This is a genomic window from Deltaproteobacteria bacterium (assembly GCA_026712905.1).
Taxonomy (GTDB): domain Bacteria; phylum Desulfobacterota; class Binatia; order UBA9968; family JAJDTQ01; genus JAJDTQ01.
Map to the genome: position 1 here is coordinate 1 of JAPOPM010000050.1, position 18,413 is coordinate 18,413.

The window sequence follows — 18,413 nt, forward strand, 5'->3', positions numbered from 1 at the left end:
CGGCTGCGCCAGCCCCCAGATGAGGCTCTGAAGGGCGATGGCAAAGGAGAAGATGCCCCGAGGCCAGCCCAGGCTGTCGCTGATGGGGGTGAGGAACAGGCCGTAGGTCTGGCGGATGCCGAAGGCCAGCATCATCACCAAAGTGCCGCAGATCAGCACCATGAGAGGTGTACGCCAGGATTGTTGCATGGGTGCCATGAGTCATAGAGGGTGGGGATAACCGAGTCAAGGCGAATTGGCGGTGGATCCGGTTGGTGGTGCCCGTGGCCCACATCCCACTTGGCCTCCGGGTCAAGTCCGGAATGACGGTTTCGCCGCGGAGCGGGATCGCCTCGATGGCGTGGACGGGGATGACACCGGGCGGCACATGGGGCATAAAGGCTCCACCGCCTTCGGGCGGGAACGGCGGCCACCAAACAGGCGGAAGGAGACGCGATGGTCTTCAGAATCGGCACGGCGGATACCGGCGGCACGTTCGACACCCAGGGCATGGCCGTGGCCCAGGTCTTCAACGAGTCCCGCCCGCCGGAGGAACGCTGCGAGCTTACCCGGAGCTCCGCCAGCATCGACAACGCCAACCGGCTCGACCGGGGCGAGATCGAGTTCGGCTTCATGGCCTCCAACTGGGTGCCGCGGGCAGGGCAGGGGACCGCGCCGTTCGACCATCCCATCGGGTTGCGCATGGTGTCGCCGGCCAACGCCGGCCCGATCTTCTTCGTCGCCCTGGCCGACACCCCGATGGACAACATCGACGATCTCGCCGGCAAGCGGGTGGCGGTGGGGGCCCGGGACAGCGGCATGACCCAGCACGTCCACACCCTCTGCAATGCCCTGGACATTCCCTTCTCGGACTTCGACCCGGTCTACCTGGGCTTCCCCGAGGGGGCCGACGCGCTGGTGGCTGGGGAAGTGGACGTGCAGTTCCAGTGTCCCATCCCCAACGTGGTGATGACGGAATTGAGCGAGCGCGCGCGGGTCAAGGTGGTCCCTTACCGGGAAGAGCAGATACAGGAAGTGCTGTCCAAGGTGTTCTACTACCGCCGGGTGGTGATGCGCCGCGGCGCCTTCCAAGGAGTGGAGGAGGACACGCCGCAGCTCGCGGTGCTCAACGTCGTGGTGACCCACGAGCGCGTGGACGAGGAGCTGGTGTACGCGCTGGCGTCGACGATGGTGCGCAACGCCGAAAGACTTGCCCGCCTCAATCCCCTCTTCGAAAGCCTTGACGAGTTGTACGAAACGCTTCGGAGCCAGGGTCCGAGCGCGCTGGAGCCGGGCGGGGTGCCGCTGCATCCCGGAGCCCTGAGGGCGTACCGGGATGCGGGCTACCTGTGATCGAAACTTGAATCGAGGCGGACGACGTCCGCGTTACGCGGATGCCCCGGCGGCCGCGTCGTCCTGCTCTCCCCGCCGCTGAAAGTAGTCCTTGGCGACGTCCGGGAACAGCGTGTAGGAAAGCACGTCTTCCTCGCTTGCGGCGAGGTCGCCGATTTCCTCGCGTTTCTTCTCCATGCAGGGTTTCAGGAGGTCGGCGGGGCGGCAGGTGATGGGATCCTTCTTTCCCAGGACCATGGCCTTCATCTCTTCGCTCACCGTGCCCGGTGGTTCGCCGTAATGCCCCATGACGTAGTTGCGCACTTCCATGGTCACCACGCCGTAGCGTTTCCCCATGAGGACGTTCAGGGTGGCCTGTGAACCCACGATCTGGCTGGTGGGGGTCACCAGCGGCGGGTAGCCCAGGTCCTTGCGCACCGCCTGGACCTCGGTGAGCACCTCGTCCAGCCGGTTCTCGGCGTTTTGTTGCCGCAACTGGGAGACCAGGTTCGAGAGCATGCCGCCGGGGATCTGCGACTCGACGATGTCGGCGTTGACGCGGTTGCTGATGGCGCTCTCGAACTCGCCGTACTTGCCGCGCACCTCGTTGAAGTACTCGGCGATGCGGGCGAGCTGCTGGAGGTCGAGTCCGGTGTCGTACGGCGTGCCCTTGAGGGCCACCACCACGGCTTCGGTGGCGGGCTGGGAGGTGCCGTCGGAGAGCGTGGAGATGGCCGTGTCGACGATGTCCACCCCGGCTTCCACGGCCATGATGTAGGCCATCTGCGCCATGCCCGTGGTGCAGTGGGAGTGCAGGTGGACGGGGACGTCGAAGCGATCCTTCAGCGCCGCGATGAGTTCCGATGCCACGTAGGGCGACAGCAGCCCGGCCATGTCCTTCACCGCCAGCACGTCGGTGCCGGCGTCCACGAGCTTATCGGCGAAGTCGACGAAGTACTGCGTCGAGTGCACGGGGCTGATGGTGTAGGAAACCGCGGCCTCCAGGGTCTTGCCGGTGCGCTTCACGGTGTCGATTGAGGTCTTCATGTTGCGGATGTCGTTCATGGCGTCGAACACCCGGAAGACGTCGATGCCGTTCTCCGCGGACTTCTCGACAAACGACTCGACGGCGTCGTCGGGGTAGTTGCGGTATCCCACGATGTTCTGGCCCCGCAGCAGCATCTGCAGGCGGGTGTTGGGCATGGCGGCGCGGATCAGCCGCAGGCGCTCCCAGGGATCCTCGTTCAGGTACCGCAAGCAGGCGTCGAAAGTGGCCCCGCCCCACATCTCCACCGACCAGAAACCGACCTTGTCGATCTCCGCCGCGATGGGCAGCATGTCTTCGGTGCGCATGCGCGTCGCCAGCAGGGACTGGTGAGCGTCCCTGAGCACGGTTTCCATGATGCCGACTTTCTTCCCTTCCATCAGTTGTCTCCTAAGTTCTCAAGGGGTGCGGCGTGTTCGCCGGCGCACCAAAATTTAACTGGATAAACTACGGCATGCGTCACAAATTTGCAAATAAAATCGCGCGTGTGCGTGTCGTGGGACGGCGCGGGCCGAGGTGTTTCACGCAACCACGGGCTTGACCGACGGGGCGCGGACGGGCACCGCCAGGCGACCGTGGGCCGCGAGCAGGTAGACGGAGACCCGGGTGCCCTTACCCAGCCGGCTCTCGATTTGCAGCTCGCCGTCGTGGGCTTGGGCGATGTGCTTCACGATGGCGAGGCCGAGTCCGGTGCCTCCCAATTCCCGTGAACGCGCCTTGTCGACACGGTAGAAGCGTTCCGTGAGTCGTGGGAGGTCCTTGTCCGGGATGCCGCAGCCGGTGTCGGACACGTTCAGCACGACCCTGGGCGGGTGGGCGCCGTCAGCGGCGGGCTGGGCCTGGACCTGTACGCTGCCGTCCGCGGAAGTGTACTTGAGGGCGTTGTCGACGAGGTTGATGAGCAACTGCTGGAGCCGGTCCTCGTCTCCGAGGATGTTCTGCGTGTCCGCGCCGACGTGAGCGTTCAGGCGGATGTGCTTCTTCTGGGCCTGGTCGCGAAACAGCTCCAGGACCCGGTCCAGCAGCGGCTGGACGGCCACCTCCTGCATGCGTACGTTCGCGTTGCCCATTTCCAGATCGGACAGCGCCAAGAGGTCGTCGATCAGACGGCCGAGGCGCTCGGAGTGGCGCGTGACGATGTTGAGGAACTGCAGCGCCATACGGGGGTCGTCGGGAGGGTTGTGCAGCAGCGTCTCTGCATAGCCCTGGATGGCGGTCAGCGGCGTGCGCATCTCGTGGGAGACGTTGGCGACAAAATCGGCGCGGATGCGTTCGAGCCGCTTCAATTCGCTGACTTCATGGAAAACCAGCACGTAGCCCAGGAGTCCCTGTCGGGAATGCTCCAGGCGCACCGCGTTCGCCGCGAACCAGCGGTCGTCCCCGAGCGACAACTCCCGGTGGACGGAGTCGCTGTCGGTGTCGCTGTTGAGCACGTCCTGGATAAGCGATTGCATTTCGGGGTGGCGGGAGACCTCCACCGTGGACATGCCCAATACGCTGTCGTCCGCCGGCAGCTTGAAGATTCCCTGGGCCGTCTGGTTCACCAGGATCACCTTGCCCTTGGTGTCCAGCACGATCACCCCTTCCATCATGCAACTCAGGATGGACTGGAGCCGTTCCCTTTCCGCCTTCATGTCCTCGAGGCGGCCGGTGAATGCCCGAGCCAGCCCGTTGAGGCCTTGTTCAAGCGCTCCGAGGTCGTCTCGCCGACGGACAGCGAGTGCCTTGCCTGTCGGCGTGGCCGCATCGGCCTTCCGGCAGAAGGCCACCATGTCCGCGACCCGGCGGCGCGCACGTTGCAGCCACACGACGCCCCCCACCAGCCCCAGTGCGAACAGCAGCCAGAACAGGATCATGAACCACGAGTGAACGGCGTAGCCGTCCGTCCCGGGCGCCGGGATGATCGGGAAGTGCAGATGGACGAAGGCGGGAAACAGGATGGCAAAGCAGGCGAGAAACGCCGCATAGCAGAGCCACAGTCTGGTTGCCGGGCTATTTTTCCAGAGATCTTTCATCCAGTTTGTAGCCCACGCCGCGTACCGTCACGATCCACTCCGGATTGCGGTCGTCGTGTTCGAGGGCTTCCCGGATGCGCCGGATATGCACATCCACCGTGCGTGGAGTCACGTAAACGTCGGATCGCCATACGCCGTCCAGGATCTGATCCCTGCTCAATACCCGATTCCGATTTTGAATCAGAAACCGGAGAACTTCAAACCCTTTGAGCGTGAGCTTCACGGACCTCCCGGCGACATGCACCTCGTACGTCGTGAAGTTGACCCGCAGGGGTCCCTTCTCGTAAATTTCGGAGACGTCCGGCGGGGGGTGGGGCTCGGTGCGCCGGAGCACGGCCTTGACCCGCGCCACCATTTCCCTGGGGCTGAAGGGTTTGGTGATGTAGTCGTCGGCGCCCAGTTCCAGACCCACGACGCGGTCGGCCTCGCCCGCCTTGGCCGTCAGCATCAGGATCGGCGTCTGGGCGGTCTCCGGGTTCTGCCGGATGATCTTGCAGAGGTCGAGTCCGGAGAGGTTCGGCAACATCAGGTCGAGGACGATCAGCCGCGGGGGGTCCTGCTGGACGAGGTCCAGGGCGTCTTCGCCGTTCTCGGCTTCGACCACGGAAAAGCGCTCCTGACTCAGATGGTAGGTGATCAGCGAGCGAATGTCCGCCTCGTCTTCCACGACGAGGATTTTGTCCGACATGAATCTCCTCGGTGCCTGGTGGCCTGCTGTCTTCAAATGGTCCGGGGCACTTCCTTCACGTGGCGAATGCTCTTCCCCTTGACCAGGAAGATGACCATCTCGGCGATATTGGTGGCGTGGTCCGCGATCCGTTCCAGGTACTTCGAAACGAAGGTGATCTTCATCGCCCGGTTGATGGTCCGGGGCTCGCTGATCATGTAGGAGACCGTCTCGCGGAAGATCTGTTCGTTCAGGTCGTCGATCTCCTGATCGTCCTGACACACCTTCAACGCGAGCATGGTGTCCTCCTGAACGAAGGCGTTGAGACTCTCGGAGATCATCCTCCGGGCGATCTCGGCCATGCGCGGAAGATCGATGTAGGGCTTGAGGGGAGCTTCCCGGATCAGTTCCAGCGAGCGCTCGGAGATGTTGACCGCGATGTCCCCGATCCTTTCGAGGTCGGTGGTGATCTTGAGCGCCGTCGTGACGAAGCGGAGGTCCTTCGCCGCCGGCTGGTGCAGCGCGATCAGGCGGACGCACAGCTCGTCGATCTCGGCGTCCATCTGGTTGACCTCGGTGTCCCTCTGGATGACGCCCTCCGCGAGCGGAGCTTCGCGGTCCACCAAGGCACTGACGGCGCGGGCGATCTGATCCTCGACCAGCCCGCCCATCTTGATGATCCTTTCACGCAGGGACTTGAGCTCTTCTTCGTATTTTCGATCCGTGTGCTCGGGGCGCATGGCCAACCTCGTCTAGCCGACGGCCGCAATGAACGTCGACGCGTTAGTGAATCATTTCATTTCACGTCGGCATCGTGGTTACGGCGAGGTGACGATCACATTAAATCCACGCACTTGCAACAGGTTCCAGTGCCGTCAACGGCGTTCGTCGGACGCGCTGCCGTTGCCGCCGTGTGCCGCGCCGCCGCGGCCGCCCTCGATCCGGTACGCTTCCGGATGCAGCTCGGAGTCGGCCTTGATGATGACCTGCCGATCGATCTCGCGTTCGAGCGCTTCCAGGCCCTCGTTGGCCTGGTCGTAGAGGAAGTTGGCGATGCCCGGGTGCATGTGTACGGTGATGCGCCCGCCGTTGGCGAGCAGGGCGCTCTCGCGCTTGATGTCGCGCAGCAGTTCGTAGGCGATGGTGGGCTGGGACCTGACCCGGCCTCGCCCGCCGCACTGGGGACATGGGACCAACAGCAGATTGCCGAGGTTCTCCCGGGTGCGTTGTCGCGTCATCTCCACGAGGCCGAGCCTGGAGACGGGCAGCACCCGCGTCCGGGCCTTGTCCTGCTTCACCGCCTCCTTCAGAGCTTCGTAGACCTTCTTCCGGTTGGCGGCCTGTGCCATGTCGATGAAGTCGATGATGATGATGCCGCCCACGTTGCGCAGGCGCAGTTGATGCCCGACCTCGCGCGTCGCTTCCAGGTTGATCTTGAGCACCGTGGCTTCGAGATCCTTCTTGCCCACGTAACGGCCGGTGTTCACGTCCACCGCGGTCAGCGCCTCGGTTTGCTCGATGTTGATGTGTCCTCCCGAATTCAGCCAGATCTTGGGTTCGAGGGCCTTGCGGATCTTGCGCTCGATCTCGTAGCGGTCGAGCAGCGGCTCGGGTTCCTCGTACAGCGCTATGCGGCTCTTCAGGCGCGGCATGAACTGTTGCACGAACTCGACCACGCGCCGGTACTCCTTCGGTTGGTCCACCACCACCTCCTCGGTGTTGGCGTTGAAGAAGTCGCGGATGGTACGCGGGACGAGGTCGAGGTCCTGATGGATCAGTTCCGGCGTCCCGGCGGAGTCCAGTTGCTTGCGGATCCGGTCCCAGAGCTTCGTGAGGAAACGGACGTCGCTCTGGATGTCTTTCTTGTTGCGCCCCTCGCAGGCTGTGCGGACGATGAACCCTTCGTCCTCCTGCGCCAGTTCCTGGACGATCTCTTTCAGCCGTTGCCGTTCCTTGTCGTCCGCGATCTTCCGTGACACCGCCACGTGGCGGGTGCCGGGCATGAAGACCAGGAACCGGCCGGGCAGGGAGATGTGAGTGGTGACGCGGGCCCCTTTCATTCCCAGGGGGTCCTTGGCCACCTGCACCAGGATTTCCTGGTCCGGGCTCAGTTGCTCCTCGATCCGTTGCGGGCTCGGGTCGGGCTGGGTCTCGAGCAGCTCCTCGTCACCGTTCTCGGACACCGTCGCGGGGAAGCCGCCCGACGGGGAGCCGACGTCGGACGCGTGGAGAAACGCCGCCTTCTCGAGACCGATGTCGACGAACGCGGCCTGCATGCCGGGCAGCACGCGCCCGACGCGGCCCTTGTAGAGGTTGCCGACACAACCTCTTTCCTGGTTGCGCTCGATGAGGAACTCCGCCAGGGCGTTGTCCTCCATCACGGCGATGCGGGTTTCCTCGGGGGTGGTGTTGATGAGAATGCGTCTCATGTGCCACGCGAATCCGTGGGTAGGGCGGCTTTCGGGTGCCAGTGTGCTGGGCTGCAAACAGGCTTATGAATCTGCGAGGGCATTCTGGGTTCAGGATAGGCGAGTCGCCAGGGAATGGCAAACCGCCACGGTGCGCGGCGCAGGCGCGCGTGTTTGACAAGGCAGGCCCCGGACGCTAGATTCCGGTAGATTCAACACGGGAACTTTGTGGACACGGTGACAGGAAAGGAAACGAACACGGGGGTCGTCGCCTCGGGCCGTTCCGTGATGCGCACAAGGGTGCTGATGTTGAATCGTTCGTACCTGCCGATACACGTCACTTCCGTACGCCGGGCCTTTTCACTCCTGTATTGCGGCATCGCCAAGGTCGTCAACGAGCAGTACCAGACCATCGACTTCGAACGCTGGAGCGCGCTGAGGGTTCCCTTGGACGAGAATTCCGTGGGCTTGGTGGGCCGCGCCATCCGCATCCCCCGGGTCATCCTGCTGGTGCGCTACGACCGCGTGCCCAGGCGGCAGGTGCGCTTCAGCCGCGTCAACATCTACGCGCGCGACAAGTCCACTTGCCAGTATTGCGGCAAACGGCTTCCGCGCCACCAACTCAATCTGGATCACGTGATTCCCCGTTCCCGCGGCGGCACCTCCAGGTGGGACAACGTGGTTTGCTCCTGCGTCCCGTGCAATCGGAGGAAGGGAGGACGGACGCCCCAGGAAGCGCGGATGCAACTGCTGCAAAAGCCCTACAAGCCCACGTGGACCCCGTTCATTCAGGAAGACGGCGGCGGGGGGCGCCATCGCGAGTGGCTGCCCTTCCTGCCCGCGGTGGAGGCCTCCGGCCGGGGTGCCGTGGCGCCGGAGGATGGCGCACCGTGAGCCCACATGTTGTGGTCACCCGCCACAAGCATCACTTCATATTGTGAACTTTCTTGACACCCGCCCCCGGCGTGTGGAATAAAGCATGATGGAGGCACCGTGCGTGCGGGCTTGCCGGCCGCGCGGGATTCATCACATGCGTCTGAAGGCTCTGGAAATTTCGGGTTTCAAGTCTTTCTCCGAGAAGACCGTCCTTAACTTCACCTCCGACGTCACCGCCATCGTCGGGCCGAACGGGTGTGGCAAGTCCAACATCGTCGACGCGCTGCGGTGGGCCATGGGCGAGCAGAGCGCACGGCATCTTCGCGGGCAGTCCATGGAGGACGTCATCTTCGGCGGCAGCGAGCGGCTGGCGGCCATCGGCATGGCGGAGGGCACCGTGCTGCTGGACAACGCGGATCACAGCGCACCCACCGACTACGCCGCCTTCGCCGAGATCGCCGTCACGCGGCGCCTGTTCCGCTCCGGTGAGTCGGAATACTTCATCAACCGGGTGCCCTGCCGTCTGCGCGACATCGTGGACCTGTTCCTGGGGAGCGGTATCGGCAACAAGTCCTATTCGATTATCGGACAGGGACGGGTCGAGGAACTGGTCAACGCCAAGCCCGAGGACCGGCGCCGCGTCATCGAGGAGGCGGCCGGTACGAGTCGCTTCAAGAGCCGCAAGCAGGCGGCCGAACGGAGGATGGAGCGCACGCGCCAGAACCTGCTGCGCGTCAACGACATCGTGCGCGAGGTGGAGGGCCAGCTCCGGAAGATCGAGTTGCAGGCGAAGAAGGCCGAACGGTACCGGACTCTCAAGGAGCAGTTGAAGGAACAGGAGTTGCGTTGGGCGGGCGTACGCACGCGGCATCTGGAACGGGAGCTTGGCGAGCGCGGCGCCGCGATCCGCGCCGTCGAGGAGCGCATCGCGTCGCTGGTGGCGGCGATGCAGGCCCAGGAGGCCGAAGGCGAGCGTTTGCGCGCGGCGTTGCAGGAAGTGGAGGAGGCTGCCGGTTCGCTGCAGGAGCGGCTCTACCAGGCCAGATCCGGCCTCCAGGCGGAGGAGCAGCGGATCGGGTTCTTCGAGCGCGCCGAAGAGGAGTCGCGCGGGTTCGCCGAAAGCGCGCGGGAGGAGGCCGTCCGGACGAGCACGCGCCTTGAGGCGGTTGCGAGCGAGATCGACGACCTGAGCAAGGCCGTCGAGGAGTTCTCACGGGTTTGGCGGCGGGAAGCGGACCTCGTGGAGCGCACGGAGTCGGAGACGGTGGACCTGCGTGCGCGCATCGGCGAGCTCCAGGCCGCGGTCGAGCGGGAACGGGAGGGGCGGTCGGATCGGGTATTCGAGCACTCGCGCCTGGTCAACTCGCGCCAGAGCCATCAGGAGCGGCTGGAACGGCTGGGAACGGAGTCGGCGGAAAAGGAGAGCGAGCGGCTGTCCATGGAGCAGGCGCTGGAAGCGTTGCGCCGGCAGCGTGCCTGTGAGGCCCAGGAGCTCAACGGTTGCCTGGCCCGCGCCGCCGCCACGGAGGAGGCCTTGCGGCGCGCGGACGCGGAGATGGAGCGAAACCGGTGCGAATTGATCGAGGATGAGGCCGTCCTCGGCCGGTTGAAGGAGGAGTTGCAGGAGGCGCGCTCCGCGCTGACCTCCCTGGAGACCCTGCAGAAGAACTTCGAGGGCTATCAGGAAGGCGTGCGCGCCGTGATGGTCAAACATGAGAGCAACGGCGGCTCCGATGGCGTGTGCGGCGTGGTGGCGGACTTCATCGAAGCGCCGGAAGAGGTGGAGAAGGCCTTGACGGCGGTGCTGGGAGAGCGGCTCCAGTACGTGGTCGTGCAGGGCCACCGGGAGGGGGTGGAGGCCATCGAGTACCTGAAGCGCGAATCGGCGGGGCGGGGCGCCTTCATCCCGCGCCGGTTCGAGCGCCCCAACTGCGCAGCGGCTCCGGCCCCGGCGGGTCCCGACGTCATTGCGCCGTTGCTGGGCCTCGTCCGGGTCAAGGACGGCTACCGGGACGTGGCCGACTACCTGCTGGGCGACGTGTCCGTCGTCAGGGACCTGGAATCGGGACTGGGGCTGTGGCACGCCAACGGCTTCAGCCACTCGTTGGTGACCCTGGACGGCGAGGTCATCGATCCCATGGGGGTGGTCACCGGCGGCAGTGTCGAGAGTCTGCAAGGGGGACCGCTCTCCCGTCGCCGCAGGATCAAGGAGTTGCACGAAGAGGTCCTTTCCGGAGAGGACGAGGTGCGGCGGCAGTGCGAGGGTGTGGCCGAGAAGCGCACGGCCCTCGAGGCCATGGACGCGGAACGCCTGCGGCTCGGGCAGGAACTCCAGGGACTGGCGGTCAAGAAGGTGCAGCGGGAGCAGGAATTGCTGCGTACGGACCAGGCGGTGGCCCGGTCCGAGCGGGACCTGACGACCGTCGTCCAGGAACTGCGCAACGTCGCCGGCGAAGTGCATGGCCTGAACGAGGCCATCTCCGCATGCGAAACGGCCCTTGCCGAGAGCGCCCGCGAAGACGAGGCGTCGCAGTCGCGGTTGCGGGAGGTCCAGGAGGCCGTGCAGGAGTCGGTTGAGGAACTGCGCGCGGCTGATGCCCGTTTGACAGGGTGCCGGGTGAGCGCGGCCGAGGCGAGGGAGAGGGCGGAAAACGCCAAGTCCAACCTCGCCAACCGGGTCAGCCTGCGTGACGAGCTCGCCGTGCAACTCCGGGAGCGTGAAGCGCGTATCGCCGAAATGAACCGGAAGGCCGGGGAGATGAGGGAGGCGCGTGAGCGGGCGGCATCGCGGGTGGATGTGTTGCGGGTGGAGGTGGATGGCCTTGAGGTCGAGGTGGCCGCGAAACAGCAGGATCAACGGGAACTCGCCGGCCGCGCGCGCGAGGCCCAGGAGGCGGCTCATCGGATTCGTCCGGACGTGGATGCGTCGCAGCAGGAAGGGAACCGACTGCAACTGTGCGAGCGCGAGACATCCATGGAGTTGCGTCATCTGCGTGACGACATCCGGGAGAAGTACGGCGTGGAACCCCAGGACTCTTCGGTGGAGCCGGACGATGCGCTCCCGAGCGCCGGGGACCTGTCCGAAGAGGTGTCGGAGTTGCGCGCGCGGCTTCAGCGCATGGGCGAGGTCAACCTCGCGGCCATCGGTGAGTTCGAGGAGCTCACGGAACGAAGCCAGTTCCTGACCGCGCAACGGGAGGATCTCGAACGCTCCATGGCCGATCTGCAGCAGACCATCACGAAGCTCAACCGCATTTGCCGGCTGCGGTTCAAGGAGAGCTTCGAGGAGATCAACCGGGAGTTCCAGGCGATCTTTCCGAGGCTGTTCCAGGGCGGCAAGGCGTCGCTGATGCTGACCGACGAGAACGACTACCTGGAAACCGGGGTCGACATCGTGGCGCAGCCTCCCGGCAAGAAGCTCCAGTCGGTGGGCCTGCTCTCGGGCGGTGAAAAGGCCTTGACCGCGGTCAGTCTGCTCTTCGCCATCTTTCTGACCAAGCCCAGCCCCTTCTGCTTCCTCGACGAGGTCGACGCCCCGCTCGACGACGTGAACCTCGAGCGCTTCATCGACATCGTGAAGGAGATGACGCGCCTGTCGCAGTTCATGATCATCACCCACAACAAGCAGACCATGCAGGCCGCGGACGTCCTCTACGGCGTCACCATGGAAGATCCTGGGGTGTCCAAGATCGTTTCCGTGGAAATGGTCTAGTCTTCCGGGCACATCGGGTCTCTCCGAGGTTCGCGCTCAATGGCTTGGAACGAGGGATTGTTTTCGCGTCTCAGGCAGGGTCTGTCGCGGACGCGGGAGGTGCTGGCCGAGCGTCTGGAAACGGTCCTCACGCGGACAAGCCCGTCCGAAGACGATTGGGACGCGCTGGAGGAGGTGCTGCTCGGCGCCGACTTCGGCGTGCAGGCGACCCAGAGGCTGCTCGACTCGGTGCGAGGGTCGCCGCGCGCGCGCGATGGAGGCGGCGCCGAGCTCCTGCAACAGGAAATCACGACTCTGTTGAAGGAACGCCCGGGGATCGGCTCCGGGCGTTGCGCGGTCAAGCCGTGGGTGGTCATGGTGGTGGGCGTGAACGGTGTGGGCAAGACGACCACCATCGGCAAGCTCGCCCACCAGCTCCATCGCGGCGGCAAGAAGGTGCTGCTGGCCGCCGCCGATACGTTCCGCGCCGGAGCCATCGAGCAGCTCGAGATCTGGGGAGAGCGGGTCGGGGCGGAGGTCATCAAGCATGGCCCGGGACAGGACCCCTCCGGGGTGGTGTTCGACGCCGCGCAGGCCGCACAGAAGCGCGCCGCGGACGTCCTCCTCATCGACACCGCGGGCCGGCTGCACAACAAGGTGAACCTCGTGGAGGAGTTGAAGAAGATGCGCCGCGTGCTCGGCCGGGTACAGGAGGGGGCGCCGCACGAGACGCTGCTGGTGGTGGACGCGAGCACGGGGCAGAACGCGGTCGTGCAGGCGAGGATTTTTCAGGATGCGGTGGCCGTCAGCGGCATCGTGCTCACCAAGCTCGACGGCACGGCCAAGGGCGGCGTGGTGCTGAGCATCCAGCAGGAGCTGGCCATTCCGATGGAATACGTCGGCGTGGGCGAAGGAGTCGACGATCTGCAGGAGTTCGACCCCGATGCGTTTGCGCGGGCGTTCTTCACGTCGTGAGGCAGCCGACGCGCAAGAAGGTCCATGACACCAACCGGAAAAGGTTGGCCCGTTGCTTGACATTGGCTTCCGGCAAATCTTAATCTGTTAATTGAAGATTTGTTCGGTAGCTGTTCCATGGACCTCGATAAACTTGAACAATTGGAACGGTGGGTGGATCGCTTGGTCGAGCAGCATCGGCGGATGAAGCAGGCCAAGGCACAGGCGGAGGTGTGCCTCCAGGAGCGCGACACGGAGTTCAAGGGGCTGAACGATCAGGTCCGACGGTACGAGCGTGAACGCGCCGCGCTGAAGGATCGCCTGACGAAGATCATCGGCCGGTTCGAGCACCTCGATCTCCCCTGAAGATGCGGGGCCTTCATGCCAAGGGCAGTCGACGTACAAATCATGGGGCAGAAGGTCACTCTCCGGAGTGACGATGAGGAAGAGTACGTACGCAGAGTGGCGGAGTACGTCGATGGCAAGATGCGCGAGGTGAGCGGGTCGATGGCGTCAAAGAACAAATACAGCGTCGCCATGCTCGTGGCGCTCAACATCGCTGACGAATACCACCGGCTCAAGGAGGATTGCGACGCGGCTTCGACACGGATGGATCGGTTGCTGGAGAGGTTGACGACGGCGTTGTCCGAAGATGGCTGAAAGACCCTCCTTCCGTTGACGCCCGCGCGGAGCGTCGAGCGAAGCAGGCGCGACGGCGCCTTGCCTCGGCCTCGGCTTGGGATTTTGAGGTGAGTTCCCTGGAAAGGAACATGAAGCGGGCGCTCAGGGGCGCGGTGCTGGCGAAAAGAGCGGCGTTGTCGCCCGTGTCGGCCCGCGCTTGGGGACAAGCGATCCAGCGGCGCGCGCTGGCGCTGCCCGCTTACATGGCCGCTCGGGCCGTCGCCCTGTACAGCCCGCTGGGCAACGAAGTCGAGACCTCGGAGATCTTTCAAGACGCGCTGGAAGCCCGCAAGCGGTTGTACTACCCTAGGGCAACCGCCGGCGTTCCCGGCGCGTACCGGGTCCGGGCCAGGAGGGATCTCGTTCCGGGTAGGTACGGGATACTTGAGCCGGAGGGAGATGAACGGTTGCCTCGATCCGGCGAAGACGCGCTCGCGGTGTTCGTCCCGGGAGTCGCTTTCGATGTATGCGGAAACCGCATCGGTCGCGGCGGCGGTTGGTACGACCGCTGGATGCAGGGGCTGGATGTGCGCGTGCCAAGGATCGCCTTGGCCTACGAATTTCAACTGCTTGAGGAAGTGCCTGTGGAGCGGGGAGATCTGCCGGTCCACACCATCGTGACGGAAAACAGAGTCATTGCCTGTGATGGGTCGGAGCATCGCCAAGCGCAGTCCGACGTATAGATCTTCCCGACGTTCCCGGGTTTCCGGGAGGTAGCTTGTCTTGGTTACTTGGTTTTCCCTGATACTGGGCGTTGCCATAGGGTGCGTCGCCGTTGCGGCTGCTTGGTGGATTCGCTGGAAACTGCACGAACGCCAGGAGTCGCACGACCGTAACACCGCCGCGCGAGTTCTGGAGGAGGCGCGCCGGGAGGCCGGTGCGATCCTCAAGGATGCAAACATCGAGGCCAAGGACAAGGCCCTCAAGGCGCGTTCCGAGTTCGAGAACGAGATTCGGGAGGCGCGCAAGGATTTGCAACTCGGGGAGCGTCGGTTGCAGTCCAGAGAGGAGGTCCTGGACAAACGCCTCGAGAGCCTGGAGAAACGTGAGACCGGTTTGACGAACCGGGAGGGCCTGATCGATAGACGGGAGCAGGGGCTGGAGGAGAAAGAGACGGAAACCCAGCGACTGCTGGACGAGGCCAGCCGGCAGCTCGAGATCGTCGCGGGCATCAGCCGCGAGGAGGCGAAGAAGGTCCTGATGGAGGAGATGGTGGAGGAGGCGAGGCACGATTCCGCCAGGCGTATCCGGCTCATGGAGGACCAGGCCAGGACGGAGGCGGACCGCGAGGCCAAGAAGATGATCGCGCTGGCCATCGCGCGTCTGGCCGGGGACTTCGTGGCGGAACGCACGGTGTCCGTGGTTTCCCTGCCCAATGACGAGATGAAGGGCCGCATCATCGGTCGCGAGGGGCGCAACATCCGGGCGCTGGAGGCGGCCACGGGTATCGACCTCATCGTGGACGACACGCCGGAGTCCGTGATCGTCTCGGGCCATAATCCGATCCGCAGGGAAATCGCCCGCCTCTCATTGGAAACGCTTATCTCGGACGGGCGCATTCATCCCGGGCGAATCGAGGAAGTGGTGCGCCGCTCCGAAAGAGAGATCGACGAGGTCATCAAGGAAGCCGGGCAGAAGGCGGTGTTCGACGTCGGCGTCCACGGCATTCACCCCGAGCTGGTCAAGCTGTTGGGACGCCTCAAGTTCCGCTACAGCTACGCCCAGAACGTCTTGTTGCACTCCATCGAAATGGCCTTCATCTGCGGTGCCATGGCCGCCGAACTCGGCCTCAACGAGAAACAGGCCCGGCGCGCGGCGCTGCTGCACGATATCGGCAAGGCCGTCGATCACGAGGTGGAGGGCTCCCACGCCATCATCGGCGGCGAGTTGGCGCGCAAGTACGGCGAGTCGCCCAAGATCGTCAACGCCATAGCCGCGCATCACGAGGAAGTCCGGGCCGAGACCATACTGGCTCCGCTGGTGGATGCCGCGGACGCCCTTTCCGGTGCGCGTCCCGGCGCGCGCCGCGAGATGCTGGAGACCTATATCAGACGGCTGGAGGAGCTGGAACGGATCAGCAACTCGTTCAAGGGGGTGGAAAAGTCCTACGCCGTCCAGGCGGGACGGGAGCTCAGGATCATCGTCCAGGCGGCCCAGGTGTCGGATGACGAGGCCGCGTCCATGGCCCGGGCCGTAGCCAAGAAGGTGGAGAAAGAAATGGCCTACCCGGGCCAGATCAAGGTGACGGTGATCCGAGAGACGCGGTCCGTCGAGTACGCGCGCTGATGGGAGGGTTTTCCGCCGAGATGAACATGAGCCCTGAAGAGCAACTGGAGCACCTGAAGCGCGGCGCGGTGGAGATCATTTCGGAGGAAGAGCTTCTCCGAAAACTCAGGAAAGGGACGCCTCTACGGGTCAAGGCGGGTTTCGACCCCACGGCGCCGGATCTGCACCTCGGCCACACCGTGCTCATCCAGAAGATGAAGCAGTTCCAGGAACTCGGCCACCAGGTAGTCTTTCTCATCGGTGATTTCACGGGGATGATCGGCGACCCGTCGGGCAAGTCCGAGATGCGCAAGCAACTCAGTCGAGAGGAGGTCCTGGAGAACGCGACCACGTACAAGGAGCAGATCTTCAAGATCCTGGATCCCGAGACCACGCTGGTGGACTTCAACAGCCGCTGGATGGAGCGGCTCGGGGCGGCCGGCCTGCTGGATCTGAGTGGCAAATACACCGTGGCCCGGATGCTGGAGCGGGACGACTTCAAGAAGCGGTACCACGCACGGGAACCCATCGGCATCCACGAGTTCATGTATCCCCTGATCCAGGGATACGACTCCGTGATGCTCGAAGCGGACGTCGAGTTGGGCGGGACCGATCAGAAATTCAACCTGCTGGTGGGGCGTGAGCTTCAGCGGGAGGCAGACATGGAACCTCAGGTAGTCTGCATGATGCCGCTGCTGGAGGGCACCGACGGCGTTCACAAGATGAGCAAGAGCCTCGACAACCACATCGGCATCGCCGCGCCTCCGGAAGAGATGTACGGCAGGACGATGTCGATTTCGGACGATCTCATGTGGCGCTACGCCGAGCTCCTGAGCGATCGCACGATGGAGGACATCGGCGGTGAGAAGTCCGCGGTGGCGGACGGTTCCGTTCATCCCATGAACGTGAAGAAGGCCCTCGCCGCGGAGATCGTGACGCGGTTTCACGGGCACGAGGCCGCCAAGTCGGCCCAGGAGTATTTCGAGACGCGGCATCAGCGCCGGAACATCCCGCGGGACATCCGCAAGAGCTTCTCGCCGCCCGATAGGATCTGGGTCTGCCAGTTGTTGCTGGACCTGGATTTCGCCCGGTCCAGGAGCGACGCGCGCCGCCTGGTGGCGCAACGCGCCGTGCGCGTGGACGGCGCCGTGGTGGACGATCCCAACTTCGAGTTCCACAAGGACGTCCACCGGGTGGTGGAGGTGGGCAAGAACCGTATCGCCCAGGTGGAGTAAGGGAAAAGTTTCCGCGGGCCTGTTGACATGGGTCCGGCTTTGGGATAAACAATGTCTTCTCTGCCGTAGGGGCAGGACAGCATCGGTCTTTGAAAACTAAATAGTAGCGCTGTCCCAAGTTGGGACAGAATAGGTTCAGGGCTCTCAATTTGTCGCCGCTGTGCTGTTCTTGTTTTGTCAAGAGCCGCGTTAAGCGGCAAGTTTTTCTTCGAGAGTTTGATCCTGGCTCAGAACGAACGCTGGCGGCGTGCTTAATACATGCAAGTCGTACGAGAAAGTCTCTTCGAAGATGAGTAAAGTGGCGCACGGGTGAGTAACACGTAGGTAACCTACCTCAGGGACCGGGACAACCTACCGAAAGGTGGGCTAATACCGGATAAGACCACGGGGGCTTCGGCTCTAGCGGTAAAAGTTGGCCTCTGCTTGCAAGCTAACGCCAAGAGATGGGCCTGCGGACCATTAGCTTGTTGGTGGGGTAATGGCCTACCAAGGCTGAGATGGATAGCTGGTCTGAGAGGATGATCAGCCACACTGGGACTGAGACACGGCCCAGACTCCTACGGGAGGCAGCAGTAGGGAATCTTGGGCAATGGGCGCAAGCCTGACCCAGCAACGCCGCGTGGGTGATGAAGGCCTTCGGGTCGTAAAGCCCTGTCAGAGGGAACGAATGTTCCCGGAACGAATAATTTCGGGAAGTGACGGTACCCTCAGAGGAAGCACCGGCTAACTCCGTGCCAGCAGCCGCGGTAAGACGGAGGGTGCTAGCGTTGTTCGGAATTACTGGGCGTAAAGCGCGTGTAGGCGGTTCGGAAAGTTGAGTGTGAAAGCCCCCGGCCCAACCGGGGAAGTGCACTCAAAACTGCCGAGCTTGAGTTCGGAAGAGGGGGGTGGAATTCCAGGTGTAGCGGTGAAATGCGTAGATATCTGGAGGAACACCAGTGGCGAAGGCGACCCCCTGGTCCGCGACTGACGCTGAGACGCGAAAGCGTGGGTAGCAAACAGGATTAGATACCCTGGTAGTCCACGCCGTAAACGATGGGTACTAGGTGCTTGGGGTATTGACCCCCTGGGTGCCGTAGCTAACGCGTTAAGTACCCCGCCTGGGGAGTACGGTCGCAAGATTAAAACTCAAAGGAATTGACGGGGGCCCGCACAAGCGGTGGAGCATGTGGTTTAATTCGAAGCAACGCGAAGAACCTTACCTGGGCTTGACATCATGACGAAACCTCCTGGAAACAGGAGGCCTCCTTCGGGACGGCATGACA

Annotated in this window: 14 protein-coding genes, 1 rRNA gene and 1 pseudogene; 10 read left to right on the forward strand and 6 right to left on the reverse strand. The window is 63.9% G+C overall.

The features are described from left to right. On the reverse strand, window positions 1-189 hold a 189-nt coding region (locus tag OXF11_04090; GenBank protein ID MCY4486280.1), incomplete at its 3' end, for an MFS transporter. Between the two features lie 228 nt (window positions 190-417). On the opposite strand from OXF11_04090, the pseudogene OXF11_04095 reads away from it, so the two are divergent. Next, window positions 418-1,332, forward strand: a pseudogene (locus tag OXF11_04095) (TAXI family TRAP transporter solute-binding subunit). Between the two features lie 33 nt (window positions 1,333-1,365). Here the strand turns inward: OXF11_04095 and OXF11_04100 are convergent. From OXF11_04100 to OXF11_04120, 5 genes are all read right to left on the reverse strand, one after another. Continuing rightward, window positions 1,366-2,736: a pyruvate carboxylase subunit B gene (locus tag OXF11_04100; GenBank protein MCY4486281.1), complete on the reverse strand. Its 1,371-nt coding sequence runs from the start codon at window positions 2,734-2,736 to the stop codon at window positions 1,366-1,368. A gap of 141 nt (window positions 2,737-2,877) precedes the next feature. Continuing rightward, the gene (locus tag OXF11_04105) at window positions 2,878-4,371 is read right to left on the reverse strand and encodes an ATP-binding protein (protein MCY4486282.1); all 1,494 of its coding nucleotides are present in this window, start codon (window positions 4,369-4,371) and stop codon (window positions 2,878-2,880) included. Further along, the gene (locus tag OXF11_04110) at window positions 4,349-5,059 is read right to left on the reverse strand and encodes a response regulator transcription factor (protein MCY4486283.1); all 711 of its coding nucleotides are present in this window, start codon (window positions 5,057-5,059) and stop codon (window positions 4,349-4,351) included. Before OXF11_04110 ends, OXF11_04105 begins: the two co-directional genes overlap by 23 nt. 32 nt (window positions 5,060-5,091) lie before the next feature. Beyond that, a complete protein-coding gene (gene phoU / locus OXF11_04115; protein ID MCY4486284.1) occupies window positions 5,092-5,778 on the reverse strand; it encodes a phosphate signaling complex protein PhoU in 687 nt (228 codons plus the stop codon). A 135-nt stretch (window positions 5,779-5,913) separates the two neighbouring features. Beyond that, a complete protein-coding gene (locus OXF11_04120; protein MCY4486285.1) occupies window positions 5,914-7,467 on the reverse strand; it encodes an Rne/Rng family ribonuclease in 1,554 nt (517 codons plus the stop codon). A gap of 264 nt (window positions 7,468-7,731) precedes the next feature. On the opposite strand from OXF11_04120, the gene OXF11_04125 reads away from it, so the two are divergent. The 9 genes from OXF11_04125 to OXF11_04165 all read left to right on the forward strand — a co-directional run. Continuing rightward, entirely contained in the window at window positions 7,732-8,340 is a 609-nt protein-coding gene (locus OXF11_04125; protein MCY4486286.1) for an HNH endonuclease, read from the forward strand. A 136-nt stretch (window positions 8,341-8,476) separates the two neighbouring features. Further along, a complete protein-coding gene (gene smc / locus OXF11_04130) occupies window positions 8,477-12,034 on the forward strand; it encodes a chromosome segregation protein SMC (GenBank protein ID MCY4486287.1) in 3,558 nt (1,185 codons plus the stop codon). Window positions 12,035-12,073: 39 nt separating this feature from the next. Beyond that, window positions 12,074-12,988 (forward strand): signal recognition particle-docking protein FtsY, encoded by a 915-nt coding sequence (gene ftsY, locus OXF11_04135; GenBank protein ID MCY4486288.1) that lies wholly within the window; start codon window positions 12,074-12,076, stop codon window positions 12,986-12,988. A 153-nt stretch (window positions 12,989-13,141) separates the two neighbouring features. After that, window positions 13,142-13,333, forward strand: a complete 192-nt coding sequence (locus tag OXF11_04140) for a hypothetical protein (GenBank protein ID MCY4486289.1) — start codon at window positions 13,142-13,144, stop codon at window positions 13,331-13,333. Window positions 13,334-13,348: 15 nt separating this feature from the next. Next, complete coding sequence (locus OXF11_04145) at window positions 13,349-13,627, forward strand: cell division protein ZapA (protein ID MCY4486290.1); 279 nt, start codon at window positions 13,349-13,351, stop codon at window positions 13,625-13,627. A 110-nt stretch (window positions 13,628-13,737) separates the two neighbouring features. Then, a complete protein-coding gene (locus tag OXF11_04150; protein MCY4486291.1) occupies window positions 13,738-14,331 on the forward strand; it encodes a 5-formyltetrahydrofolate cyclo-ligase in 594 nt (197 codons plus the stop codon). Between the two features lie 40 nt (window positions 14,332-14,371). After that, window positions 14,372-15,934, forward strand: coding sequence for a ribonuclease Y (gene rny, locus OXF11_04155; protein ID MCY4486292.1), 1,563 nt, complete (start codon window positions 14,372-14,374; stop codon window positions 15,932-15,934). 26 nt (window positions 15,935-15,960) lie between these two features. Then, window positions 15,961-17,148, forward strand: a complete 1,188-nt coding sequence (gene tyrS, locus OXF11_04160) for a tyrosine--tRNA ligase (GenBank protein ID MCY4486293.1) — start codon at window positions 15,961-15,963, stop codon at window positions 17,146-17,148. Between the two features lie 204 nt (window positions 17,149-17,352). After that, window positions 17,353-18,413: ribosomal RNA gene (locus OXF11_04165) — 16S ribosomal RNA — on the forward strand; the annotation flags it as partial.

Bases quoted from the DNA above. Each gene is read 5' to 3' on its own strand.
- ftsY (MCY4486288.1), top strand. From the start codon at position 12,074: ATGGCTTGGAACGAGGGATTGTTTTCGCGTCTCAGGCAGGGTCTGTCG.
- tyrS (MCY4486293.1), top strand. From the start codon at position 15,961: ATGAGCCCTGAAGAGCAACTGGAGCACCTGAAGCGCGGCGCGGTGGAG.
- OXF11_04150 (MCY4486291.1), top strand. From the start codon at position 13,738: ATGAAGCGGGCGCTCAGGGGCGCGGTGCTGGCGAAAAGAGCGGCGTTG.
- OXF11_04145 (MCY4486290.1), top strand. From the start codon at position 13,349: ATGCCAAGGGCAGTCGACGTACAAATCATGGGGCAGAAGGTCACTCTC.
- OXF11_04105 (MCY4486282.1), bottom strand. From the start codon at position 4,371: ATGAAAGATCTCTGGAAAAATAGCCCGGCAACCAGACTGTGGCTCTGC.
- OXF11_04120 (MCY4486285.1), bottom strand. From the start codon at position 7,467: ATGAGACGCATTCTCATCAACACCACCCCCGAGGAAACCCGCATCGCC.
- OXF11_04110 (MCY4486283.1), bottom strand. From the start codon at position 5,059: ATGTCGGACAAAATCCTCGTCGTGGAAGACGAGGCGGACATTCGCTCG.
- phoU (MCY4486284.1), bottom strand. From the start codon at position 5,778: ATGCGCCCCGAGCACACGGATCGAAAATACGAAGAAGAGCTCAAGTCC.
- OXF11_04100 (MCY4486281.1), bottom strand. From the start codon at position 2,736: ATGGAAGGGAAGAAAGTCGGCATCATGGAAACCGTGCTCAGGGACGCT.
- smc (MCY4486287.1), top strand. From the start codon at position 8,477: ATGCGTCTGAAGGCTCTGGAAATTTCGGGTTTCAAGTCTTTCTCCGAG.